10 protein-coding genes and 1 other annotated feature are annotated in these 12,566 nt (G+C 37.6%); of the genes, 1 reads left to right on the top strand and 9 read right to left on the bottom strand.

All coding sequences use genetic code 11. The features are described from left to right. Nucleotides 1–92: 92 nt before the first annotated feature. The 6 genes from BK579_RS26090 to zapA form a co-directional block, all read right to left on the bottom strand. Nucleotides 93–272: a hypothetical protein gene (locus tag BK579_RS26090; protein ID WP_078545217.1), complete on the bottom strand. Its 180-nt coding sequence runs from the start codon at nt 270–272 to the stop codon at nt 93–95. Nucleotides 273–659: 387 nt separating this feature from the next. Continuing rightward, on the bottom strand, nt 660–1,067 hold the full coding sequence (locus BK579_RS10235; protein ID WP_078550514.1) for a DUF350 domain-containing protein: 408 nt from the start codon (nt 1,065–1,067) through the stop codon (nt 660–662). Between the two features lie 13 nt (nt 1,068–1,080). Beyond that, complete coding sequence (locus BK579_RS10230) at nt 1,081–3,441, bottom strand: endonuclease MutS2 (protein WP_078545215.1); 2,361 nt, start codon at nt 3,439–3,441, stop codon at nt 1,081–1,083. Between the two features lie 42 nt (nt 3,442–3,483). Beyond that, entirely contained in the window at nt 3,484–5,199 is a 1,716-nt protein-coding gene (gene polX / locus BK579_RS10225; RefSeq protein WP_078545213.1) for a DNA polymerase/3'-5' exonuclease PolX, read from the bottom strand. Between the two features lie 539 nt (nt 5,200–5,738). Next, on the bottom strand, nt 5,739–6,278 hold the full coding sequence (locus BK579_RS10215) for a CvpA family protein (RefSeq protein WP_078545209.1): 540 nt from the start codon (nt 6,276–6,278) through the stop codon (nt 5,739–5,741). Then, nucleotides 6,271–6,576: a cell division protein ZapA gene (gene zapA / locus BK579_RS10210; protein WP_078545207.1), complete on the bottom strand. Its 306-nt coding sequence runs from the start codon at nt 6,574–6,576 to the stop codon at nt 6,271–6,273. The genes BK579_RS10215 and zapA overlap by 8 nt, the downstream gene beginning before the upstream one ends. A 344-nt stretch (nt 6,577–6,920) precedes the next feature. Here zapA and rnhC point away from each other — a divergent pair, with 344 nt between their 5' ends. Then, nucleotides 6,921–7,868 carry a ribonuclease HIII gene (gene rnhC / locus BK579_RS10205; RefSeq protein WP_078545205.1) on the top strand — a complete coding sequence of 316 codons (948 nt, stop codon included), beginning with the start codon at nt 6,921–6,923 and terminating at the stop codon, nt 7,866–7,868. An 80-nt stretch (nt 7,869–7,948) separates the two neighbouring features. Here the strand turns inward: rnhC and pheT are convergent, their stop codons facing one another. The 3 genes from pheT to BK579_RS10190 form a co-directional block, all read right to left on the bottom strand. Next, nucleotides 7,949–10,363: a phenylalanine--tRNA ligase subunit beta gene (gene pheT, locus BK579_RS10200; RefSeq protein ID WP_078545203.1), complete on the bottom strand. Its 2,415-nt coding sequence runs from the start codon at nt 10,361–10,363 to the stop codon at nt 7,949–7,951. Nucleotides 10,364–10,381: 18 nt separating this feature from the next. Then, complete coding sequence (pheS, locus tag BK579_RS10195; RefSeq protein ID WP_078545201.1) at nt 10,382–11,416, bottom strand: phenylalanine--tRNA ligase subunit alpha; 1,035 nt, start codon at nt 11,414–11,416, stop codon at nt 10,382–10,384. A gap of 80 nt (nt 11,417–11,496) precedes the next feature. Further along, nucleotides 11,497–11,740, bottom strand: a binding site (T-box leader). An 87-nt stretch (nt 11,741–11,827) separates the two neighbouring features. Next, a complete protein-coding gene (locus BK579_RS10190; RefSeq protein ID WP_078545199.1) occupies nt 11,828–12,556 on the bottom strand; it encodes a YwaF family protein in 729 nt (242 codons plus the stop codon). Nucleotides 12,557–12,566 lie beyond the last annotated feature (10 nt).

The raw sequence follows: 12,566 nt of genomic DNA, 5'->3' as shown, positions 1-12,566 counted from the left end.
AAAATTTTGTGACAATTATTAATTATATTTTGATTTTTTTGTAGTCAAACTCACTTTTTATTTAGATACCGCCGGATTTTTGCTCCGGCTCACTATGGTTTTCGACCTCTGGCCCGATTTTCTTCATGTCTCGCCAATTCTGCTTCAAACCCGCCGGATTTTCTTCGTGTCTCGCCGGATTCTGCTTCATACCCGCCCGATTCTTCACTTTTTCCGCCGGATTTTTGCTCCGGCTCACTATGGTTTTCGACCTCTGGCCCGATTTTCTTCATGTCTCGCCGGATTCTGCTTCAAACCCGCCGGATTCTTCACTTTTTCCGCCGGATTTTTGTTCCGGCTCACTATGGTTTTCGACCTCTGGCCCGATTTTCCTTCTGTCTCGCCGGATTCTGCTTCAAACCCGCCGGATTTTTGCTCACGCTCACTATGGTTTTCGACCTCTGCCTGGATTTTCTTCGTCCTTCCTACCTGAATTTTCGCACAGGCCGGTCTTTTTCCAATTTAAGTTTTAGAAGCTGCACAAAAAAAAGAGATTTCCCAGTGATGTACGCACACCACACTGTGAAATCTCTTTTCATTTTTTTAAAACAATAAAAAAATAATTCCAATAAGGATAAACAATCCACAAAAACCAATAAGTACCTTTGCTAAGGTTTCCATTATCCTATTCCACCACCAATTACATACGAAAGGCCAATGGATATAACCATAGAAATGAATCCAACAGCACGGTTATCTTTAGCGATTTCATCATCAATTTTAAACTTTGGTGTTAGAAACTCAAAAATAAAATAGCCAAGTAATAGTAACAAAAAACCAAACATCCCCCAACCAATCATAGTTAAAAGAGTATCATGGTTACTAATTGAATACCTAAAAATATTGGCTAAGCCAAAGATCTTTCCTCCTGTTGCCATGGCTACAGCCATATTCCCTCGTTTAATTTCATCCCAGTTATTATATTTAGTAACAAGCTCAAAAATGGCTAAAAACACGATGATACATAAGACAACAACACTAAAATAAGCTGCTGTTTGGATAAACTCATTTTCCCAAAAGCCGATCATATTATCCCCCATTTTATCTCAGTTCTACTACTGTAACTCCAGTGCCACCTTCTCCAGCTTCACCATAACGAGCTGATTTAACAGATCGGTGGTTTTTCAGGTATTCTTGAACACCTTGTCGAAGTGCACCCGTTCCTTTGCCATGAATAATTGACACACGCGGATATCCAGCAAGAACTGCATCATCTATATATTTATCAACCCGTGATATAGCATCCTCAAATCGTTCACCACGAAGGTCGAGCTCTAGATTTACATGATAATCTCTACCTTTAATTGTTGCTAGTGGTTTCGTTTCAACAACCTTTGGTGCACTGATAAATTCAAAATCCTTTTCCTTTACCTTCATTTTCATAATGCCCATTTGAACTTGCCACTCATTGTTTCCTACTTTTTCTATAAGGTGACCTTTTTGATTAAAGCTAATTACTTTTACTTCATCACCAGCTTGGAAACTACGTTTTTCTTGTTTTTGTTGATTTGTTGTTTTTTGTGACTTTTCTAACGTAGGAACAGCCTTTTCGAGACGCTTTCTCGCATCAATTAGTTCATGTTCCTTTACTTGGGCACGTTGATTTAATTGCATTTTTCTCAGGTCACGGATAATATCCTCCGCTTCACTTGAAGCCTTCTCAATCGTTTCAGCAGCTTTCTTTTCAGCTTTCTCGTACAACTTATCTCTTTGTTGATTGAATTCTAGGATTTGAGCTTGCAATTCTCGATGCAGTTCTTCTGCAACTTTCCGAATGTTTTCAGCCTCTAGGACTTCTTCTTCAGCATCTTTACGAGACTTTTCTAACGATGCAATCATTTTTTCGACCGTATTATCTTCTGTGCTTACATGACTTCTGGCTGATTTAATCACACGATCTAATAAACCAAGTCGTTTTGAGATTTCAAAAGCATTACTTCGCCCAGGAACACCGATTAAGAGTTTATAGGTTGGACTTAATGTCTCTACATCAAATTCCACACTCGCATTGATAACACCTTCTCGGTTATATCCATATGCCTTTAATTCAGGGTAATGGGTTGTTGCAATCACAATTGCCCCGCGGTTATAAACCTCATCCAAAATCGACATTGCTAATGCAGCACCTTCACCTGGGTCAGTACCGGCACCCAATTCATCAAATAACACTAGGCTTTCATGATCAACGTGATTAATAATATCTACGATGTTTACCATATGTGATGAGAACGTACTCAAGCTTTGTTCAATTGACTGCTCATCACCAATGTCAGCATAAACATGCTTAAATACAGCCATTTCAGAACCGTCTAATGCTGGTATCTGTAGGCCTGATTGAGCCATAAGAGTAAATAAGCCAATCGTTTTTAAAGTAACTGTTTTACCACCTGTGTTAGGACCTGTAATAACAATTGATTTATATTCTTTTCCGATTTCGATATTATTGGGTACAACTTCACTTGGATCAATTAGTGGGTGACGTGCTTTTTCTATTTTGATATAGCCATTATTATTCATTTTGGGTTTTGATGCTTTGATTTTGTGAGCATATCCTGCCTTTGCAAACATAAAATCTAGCTCTGCCATGATTGATACGTTGTCTAATAGTTCTTGCCCGTATCCTGCAACAAACACAGAAAGCTCATGAAGGATTCGTTCGATTTCCATCTTTTCCTTTACTCTAGCTTCAGACAATTGATTATTTAAGTCAACGACAACTTGTGGTTCTATGAATAGAGTTGCACCTGAGGACGATTGGTCATGGACAATTCCTCCATAAGTACCACGGTATTCTTGCTTAACTGGTAGTACATATCGATCATTTCTTATTGTGATGATGGCATCTGATAATGTTTTTTGAGCAGATGAAGAACGAATCATATTTTCAAGTTTTTCACGTATTCTTGATTCACTTGTTCTAAGACTTTGCCTGATAGAGCGTAGCTTTTCACTTGCTCCATCTAAGACCTCGCCATTATCATCAATGCAATGTTTAATTTTTTGTTCAACTTCAAACATTGGAGTAATTTGACTAGCAAATTCATCTAAAATAGGGATCTCGATACCATCCTCAACCATCGTTTCGATAAATTTTTTCATTTGTCTTCCCGCATAAATAGTTGAAGCAATTTCGATTAATTCATTGGTACCTAAAATACTTCCAATCATTGATCGCTTGACACTTGCTCTTATATCAGTTAATCCTCCTAGAGGAACATTGCCTTTTAATCGGAGAACCTTCGCAGCTTCGTCTGTTTGCTCTTGTAACTGCACAACCTGTTCAAGTTCTGTTTCGGGAATAAGTTTTTCTACCCTATCTTTTCCAAGAGAAGATGCCACATGCTTTATTAACTGTTCCTTGACTTTACTAAATTCTAATACATTGAGTACTCGCTGTTGCACGAATAGAGGACCCCTTTCTTTTTGCTACTCTCATGAGGGTAATTAATTTCTGTTTAAGTATGATTTTAATTGATCATGATCCCAAGTATTGATTACACAATCTTTTTTTACCCAGCCCTTTTTAGCAGTCGATATTCCATACTTCATATGTTCAAGCATCTCTATGTTATGGGCATCTGTATTGATTACGATTTTCACACCAGCTTCTGCTGCTTTTCGAATATATTCAGACGATAAGTCAAGCCGGTGTGGGTTAGCATTTAACTCTAGTGCTGTGTTTGTCTCTTTAGCTAGAGTAATTAACATATCAATATCCACATCATATCCCTCACGTCGCCCAATTAGTCTTCCCGTAGGGTGTGCAATGATATCAACATGTAAACATTCTAACGCTGTTCTTAAACGATTCATAATTTTTTCACGAGAGTGTGAAAAGCTTGAATGAATCGAAGCAATGACAATGTCCATTTCACTGATAATGTCTTCATCATAATCTAAACTTCCATCAGGTAAGATGTCCATTTCTACACCAGAAAAAATCGTAATATCATCATATTTTTCATTCAATCTAGCGATTTCCTTCTTTTGTTCTAACAAACGCTCAGGTGTAAGGCCATTAGCCACTCTTAAGTATTGTGAATGGTCTGTAATTGCCATATATTTATAACCCTTTTTACGGCATGCTTCCACCATTTCTTCAATTGAAAATGCCCCATCACTCCAGGTTGAGTGCATATGAAGGTCTCCTTGAATATCTGAAAGGTTAATCAGACCTGCACTTTCTGAAAAATATTCAATCTCCGATCCATCCTCTCTAAGCTCTGGTGGAATAAATGGTAAATTGAAATGAGCAAAAAACTGTTCTTCCGTATCAAATGTGTGAACTTCACCAGTTTCTAGATTTTCGACACCATATTCACTAATTTTCTCTCCGCGTTCCTTTGCAAGCTGTCTCATTCGTACATTATGGTCTTTACTGCCAGTAAAATGATGAAGAGTTGTTACAAACTCAACTGGTTTGACAAGCCGGAAATCAATAGAAACGTCATAAAAATAAGCAAGAACAAGCGAAACCTTTGTATCACCACCTGCAATGATTTCCTTCACTTTAGGTAATCCAAGAAGTTGATGTTTAACCTCTTCAGGATGATTTGTACTAATGATAAAATCAAGATCCTTAATCGTCTCCCGCATCCTTCTTAGGCTCCCGGCCCGAGAATATTTTTCAATTCCAGACATCCCATCCAGTTGTGCTTCAATTTCCTCGGCAATATCTAGCATCATAGCAATAGGTAATCTGTCTGGGCGCTTTCCTACCTCTTCGATCGCAGCAAGTATCTTCTCTTCCGTCTTCTTTCCGAAACCCGCAAGAGCTTGAACTTTCTCCTCTAAACAAGCAGTTTTTAGTGTTTCAATATCATGAACTCCAAGCTCTTTATATAGCTTGGCAATCTTTTTTCCACCAAGACCTGGTAGCTTCAATAAAGGGATTAATCCTTCGGGAACTTCTTGTTTCAATTCCTCTAACACAGATGAATGCTCAGTTTGGATATACTCTTCAATTACACCTGCAGTCCCTTTGCCTATCCCAGACAATGCTGTAAAATCTTCAATGGCGATAAGACTACGGTCATCATTTTCTAATGCCAGTGCCGCTTTTCTAAAAGCAGATATTTTGAATGGGTTTTCACCCTTTAGTTCCATATAAATGGCTATTGTTTCTAATAGCTTAATAACATCTTTTTTATTGATTGCCATAAAATCACCTTTCTACTAATACGATTAACTATATAAAATGATACAGAATTTTTATTATTTCCTTAAATTATTAATCACACAAGGGCTGTACTTAATTAGGATTATAAGTCTACCCTGAAAATAACTTTGGTTGTGTAGTTCCATGAGCTGCGATCCACTTGCTTTCCGCGGGGTGGTCCGTGAGCCTCCTCGTCGCCAGGGGAGGGCTCCTGCGGGGTCTCACGAGACCACTGGATCCCGCAGGAGTCAAGTGGCTCTCCGCTCATTCCACACTGAGGAGGAAACATTTTTTCATACTCCATGGTGCTAATTTTAATTAGCATGGATGTCTACCCTGAAAATTACTTAGGTTGGAGAGTTCCATGAGCTGCGATCCACCTGCTTTCCGCGGGGTGGTCCGCTCATTCCACACTTGGGTGAGTACAATATTTCATACTCTATGGTAGAACGATTATCTATGTTACCTTCTTTGTTACTTAACCTCATTTATAATTTAACAGGTGCTAAAACAATAAAAAACTTCCCCTGGAGAAGAGAAGTTATAATGCTAGATGAGCAAACCATAGATCTTTTAATTTTCCTGAAAAAATCGGGGTATGCTGCACTATTGCTTTTGCCATTGAAGAGTCATTAATTGAGCTTTGAACAATCTCAACTGGAACCAATGCCCCGATATAGAGCAACACAAACACAATTAAATAAACCTCAACAAAACCTAATACTCCACCAGCCCAGCCATTTAATTGCTTTAGTAATGGAAGTTGAGCTAAGAAATCTAGCATGGATCCTATGATTTGCATGATGATTTTTGTAGCAAAGAATAGAATAGCAAATGCAATTGCCCTATAATAAGCCGTTTCAAAGTCAGCATTTTCCGTTAAAAATGCAAGAGGTTGAGATTCAAGCTGTGGGTATGGGATCCAAAGCTTTAGTTTCGGTGCTAAATCTCCAACATATAAATAGGCGACGATAAACGCGACGATAAAGCCCGCTAAATGTACCACTTGGAGTATCAAGCCTCGTTTAAGCCCGATTAAAAATCCCATCACAAGGATGATTATTAAAAATAGATTAAGCATTGTTTGTCCAATCCTTTTCATTTTGTAAATATTTTTTTAACTCTTTTTCAACTAATTCATAGTCTTCTTTTAACTTCAAATATTCATGAACCACATTGACTGCGGTTAAGACTGCTAACTTGTTTATATCTAAACTCGGATTCTTTGCACCAATGTCACGCATTTTATCATCGACCATTGCTGCCACAAGACGGATATGACTAGTGCTTTCTGTCCCAACAATTGAATATTGTTGTCCATATATATCAACGTTTGTTTTTGTTTTTTGTGGTTGTTGTGACAACGTTATTGCCTCCATTTCATCAACTAAGAGGAAGATGATTAAGTTTTTTATATGATTTATGTTATAAAGTAGATTGTATTATCGATATCTAATAATTTCAACCTTTAAACAAAGATTGATATTTTTTGTATATGTTACAAAATCCTATCCATAATGATACCATGAACTGTTCAATAATGGAAAGATATCTATACATTAGTTATGATAGATTATAAGGTTTTTTACTTAAATCTCTATTCTTTAACCATTTTTTAATCTACTACTTGAAATCCTGTTAATTCAATTAACAGAGTCTTACTGTTTTCTTCCCATTTGATCAGATTGAAAACAGACTTATTTTATAAGAGGAGTTGTTATATTTGTCCAATAGTGTAATTAAAGTGAATACTGATACAATGATAAAAATGGAAGCTCATTATTCACAATATAAGCATGAGAAGCTTCCACCAGGTAGTGCATTTGTCGCAAAACTCCCAACCTGTACGATTACTGGCTATAAATCTGGGAAAGTTTTATTTCAGGGTAGCTCAGCCCAGGCTGAAGCTGGTAGGTGGAGTTCAAGCTCAGAAACTAGTGCATCAGGAAAAGGAACGAAAACAACTAAGCCAAAGGTTCAACATATTTATAGTCCACCAAAGGATATTGCATCACAATCAATTATTGGTTCTGATGAGGTTGGAACTGGTGATTATTTTGGTCCAATGACGGTTGTTGCTTCGTATGTGTCCAAAGAGCAAATCCCTCTCTTAAAGGAGCTAGGGGTAAAGGATTCAAAAAACTTAAATGACAAGCAAATTATCGAGATTGCTAAGGATATTATCGAAGTTATCCCATACAGTCTATTGGTCCTACATAATCCAAAATATAATCAGATGCAAAGCAAAGGGATGAGTCAAGGGAAATTGAAAGCTCTTTTACATAATCAAGCAATCAATCACCTTCTCGAGAAGCTTGGTTCGGTTAAGCCTGATGGCATTTTAATAGACCAATTTGCAGAGCCCGGAGTTTATTTTAACTACATGAAAGGTCAGGCTAAATTCGTTAGAGAAAATCTCTACTTCAGCACCAAAGCAGAAGGTGTCCACTTATCTGTTGCTGCTTCTTCTATCATTGCTCGTTATGCATTTGTTAAAGAGTTCGAAAAGCTTAGTAAAAAAGCTGGGTTCGAACTTCCAAAAGGAGCTGGTGCACATGTGGATGTCGCCGCTGCAAAATTAATTAAGAAAATTGGTCTGGATGGATTGGGTGAATTCACGAAGCTTCATTTTGCAAATACGGAAAAAGCCAAAAAAATCGCTGGTGTATAAACTGTATCTACTTTTTTAAGATAATTCTACAAAAATAAAAAGTACCCATTAAATTTGGGTACTTTTTATCTTTATTTTAATTAAGAACGTAAACTCGCCCCAAATTTTTCTTCGACTGCACTTAATACTTTGCTATGTGCTTTTGTTACTTCCTCATCTGTTAAAGTGCGCTCAGGATCAGCATAACGCAGTGAATATGCGACTGATTTCTTCCCTTCTTCCATGCGCTCACCTTCATATAAATCAAATATCGAAACTGATTTCAGAAGCTTTCCACCAACTTCAGCAATTACCTGCTTAATTTCTCCTGCAGCCACATCTTTATCTACAACTAGTGCAATGTCACGAGTCATTGATGGGAATCTTGGAATCGCAGTGTAAGTGACAGGTGCTACGTCAGCTTCTAACAAATCAACTAATGATAACTCATACACATATGTTTCATTTAAATCTAACTGCTTTTGAATAGTTGGATGTATTTGACCAACAAATCCAACAACTTTTTCATCTAAAAGGACTTCAGCAGTACGACCAGGGTGCATGTCATTGATTTTTGCTTGTTTATATGAAATACGTTCTGATAAACCTAATACATCAAATAATCCATCTAGAACGCCTTTTAGCACATAAAAATCAACTGATTTCTTTTCACCCTGCCATTGATTAAATTGCCATAACCCTGTTGCTGCACCTGCTAAACGCGTTTTTTCAGTCGGTAGCTTTTGCCCTTCAGTCGGAAGGAAAACAGAAGCAATCTCATATAGTGAGATGTTATCAACCTGACGAGCTAAGTTATGTGATAAAACCTCTAAAAGATGTGGAACAATGCTTAAACGAAGCACACTACGTTCTTCACTCATTGGCATTGCAAGCCCAATTGGTGAAGCATCTTCAAGTGCATATTGATGTACACGACTTGTGCTTGTTAATGAATAAGTTACTGCTTGGTAAGAACCTGTTCCTTCTAAATAACGACGAATTTTCCGACGCTTTTCTTGAGTATCAGTTAATCGACCTGGTAAGCTCTCACCTACTGGTAGTGTTGTTGGTAGATTATCAAAACCAAAAAGTCTAGCAACTTCTTCTACTAAATCCTCTTCAATTGTGATATCTCCACGTCTTGTCGGTACAGTTACTGTGAAAGTGTTATTATCTACCACGGTTTCAAACTTAAGATTGTTAAAAATAGTTAATACCTGCTCAGTTGAAATGTCAGTTCCTAGTACACGATTAATTTTATCTAAAGTGATTGAAACTCTAACTGGCTCGAGCGTTAATGTATCTACATCAACAACCCCGTCAAGAACTTCACCGCCTGCATAACGAACCATTAATTCAGCGGCACGATCTGCTGCTTCACGTGTACGGTTTGGATCAATTCCTTTTTCATAACGAGAGCTCGCTTCACTACGAAGTCCATGGTCTTTTGAGGATGTACGAATCGTTGCACCTGTAAAGTATGCTGATTCAATTAATACCGTTGTAGTATCTGATTGAACCTCAGAATTAGCTCCACCCATCACACCTGCAAGAGCCACTGGTTCAGTACCATTTGTGATCACAAGATGATCCTGAGTTAAAGTTCTTTCAGCATCATCAAGAGTTGTGATTTTTTCACCAGCTTTAGCACGGCGAACTAAAATCTCCTTCGATCCTAAACGGTCATAATCAAACGCATGTAATGGTTGACCATACTCAAGTAATATGAAGTTTGTAATATCAACAACATTATTATGTGGACGGATTCCTGCAGCCATCAAACGGTTTTGTAACCATAATGGCGATGGTGCGATTTTTACATTCTTCACAACACGTGCCACATATAATGGATTATCTTCACTTGCTTCAACAGAAACTGAGATATAATCTGATGCTTTTTCAGCGACAGTTTCTAATTCGATTGTTGGAAGCTTCACTTCTCTCCCTAAAATCGCACCTACTTCATATGCAACACCAAGCATACTTAACGCATCTGCACGGTTAGGTGTGATACTTAGCTCTAACACTTCATCGTCAAGGTTAAGTTGCGCTAGAGCATCTGCACCTGGCTCAACATCTGTCGGGAAAACAAAAATTCCTTCAGAATATTCTTTTGATACAAGCTTAGATTCAATCCCAAGCTCTTGAAGTGAACAAATCATCCCATTCGATTCTTCACCACGAAGCTTAGCTTTTTTGATTTTAAAATTGCCAGGTAATACTGCTCCAACCTTTGCAACAACCACTTTTTGACCTTTACCTACATTCTTAGCACCACAAATAATTTGTACAGGAGCTTCGTCACCTACATCAACTAAACACTTGTTCAGTTTATCCGCATCAGGATGCTGTCCACATTCAAGAACATGACCAACAACGACATTTTTAATTCCTTCACCTAAAACCTCAACACCTTCAACCTCGATCCCGCTTTTCGTAATTTTATCAGCGAGTTCTAAAGCTGTTATTCCAGTTAAATCGACATATTCACTTAACCATTTATATGATACAAACATTGTTTATCTCCCTCCTTATTACGCTCGTTTGAATTGTTGAACAAACCTGATATCATTTGTGTAGAAATGACGAATATCATCAATTCCATATTTAAGCATCGCAATACGTTCTGCTCCCATTCCAAATGCAAACCCAGTGTATTTCTTAGAATCAAAGCCAGCCATTTCCAGAACGTTTGGATGAACCATGCCCGCTCCTAAAATTTCAATCCAGCCTGTTTTCTTACATACATTACAGCCTTTCCCTTCACAAATGAAACAAGAGATGTCCATTTCAACAGAAGGCTCAGTAAATGGGAAGAAACTTGGACGTAAACGAATTTGACGCTCTTCACCAAACATTTTCTTCGCAAACACTTCAAGTGTTCCTTTTAAATCACTCATGCGGATATTTTCATCCACAACTAATCCTTCAATTTGCATGAACTGATGAGAGTGTGTTGCATCATCATTATCACGGCGGTACACTTTACCAGGACAGATGATTTTAACAGGTCCTTTACCTTGATGCTTTTCCATTGTTCTTACTTGTATTGGAGATGTTTGTGTACGTAATAATGTTTCGTCAGTAATATAAAATGAATCCTGCATATCACGAGCAGGGTGACCTTTAGGAAGATTTAATGCTTCAAAGTTATAATAATCTTCTTCCACTTCAAATCCTTCAGCAATCGAATAACCCATCCCTAAAAACAAATCTTCAATTTCTTCAATAACTGCAGTAAGTGGGTGGTGGTTACCAACTTTTACTGGTCGGCCAGGCAATGTCACATCAATTGTTTGAGATGCTAATTGCTGTTCAACTGCCGCTGCTTCAAGAAGTTCTTGCTTAGCAGTTAGTACCTCAGTAATCTTTTCTCTCACTACATTAACAAGTGCTCCCATTTTTGGACGTTCCTCAGCAGAAAGCTTACCCATTCCACGTAAAACTTCCGTAATAGGTCCTTTTTTCCCTAAATATGCAACACGAATATCATTCAACTGTTTTAAGTCTATTGCAGCTTCAATACTAGCTAGCGCTTCTTCTTGTAGCTCTTTTAAACGATCTTCCATTAAAACTTCCTCCTTATAAATTCATTTAGTTCTTACATATCCGCTTTAGTTTAAAGAAAACACAAAAACCCCGCCCCTAAAAAAGGGACGAGGAATCACACGCGGTACCACCCTTGTTAACTATTATTCAGCAATAGGAAATAACAGTTCACTTCATTTAGATAACGGTTAAACCGGTACACCTTTACATGCTATTACACATGGTCCAAGCGCCAACTCTAGAGGTGAATTCACTTATTCTTATTCCATAAAAATGCTTGCAGTCAAAGGCATTTTCTCCCTAAATGGTCATAATAAGTTACTCTTCTCTGTCACTGTTTTTTAGTTATATGGGGTCAATTTGATGTACAAATTAGCTATGTAAACAATATTTTTTATTATAATATAAGACCATCTTTCATGCAAACCCATTTACGACGCTCTTCGCTTTTTTTCCTCAATAATTGCAAAAGGTAAATATAATAAGCAAAAAATTCCAAAAGCAGCAACTTGAAGTGATAGGAGATACCATGGGTATGGCCCTAATAAGTCAATCAAGCTTGGATTAAGTGGTTTCCGTGATAAAAACATATAGTTTCCACCCGTAATTTTATTAATAAAAAACACAACCAGTGCAATACAATTTAGCCCGATAAACGCACGCCAAACTGATTTCATTGTCGGTCGATACCCCTCATACCAAATCATATAAAAGCTCGCTAGAATAATTGCGATGTGGGCCAGAAAAAAATGAAAATAGCGATAATGAGGAAAATCATACACTAATTCCGGCGTTAGCATCGCTTGAAGAGCACCGCCTACGCCGAGAAAAAAGGTAATTTCGAACAAGAAGTAGCTTCTTGAAAACAACATAATAATACTTAAGAATAAAGAAATCGAACATAGCTGTAAAGGCAAAGTATCAACTGGATCCCATACACCTGTGTGACTATACCAGGCATAAAGCGAAAGCTCGCTAACTATAAGAAAAATGGCTAAAACGTAACGTACCGCTTGTTTACTTTTTTGGGTCGCCACTTTACGTGTAAAATAGAGTGCAAAGATTAGCAGCAGCAGCAATAAGACCATTATTAAATGCGATCCAGAAAAAAGTTGAAACTTTTCTCCTATCCTTTTAAGTCCCCAAAAAGGTTCAATCATCTCATCCCCA

It is taken from the genome of Litchfieldia alkalitelluris (assembly GCF_002019645.1).
Taxonomy (GTDB): Bacteria; Bacillota; Bacilli; order Bacillales; family Bacillaceae_L; genus Litchfieldia; species Litchfieldia alkalitelluris.
Note: the sequence above shows the minus strand (reverse complement) of the source record. Positions and strands in the feature narration are given on the sequence as shown.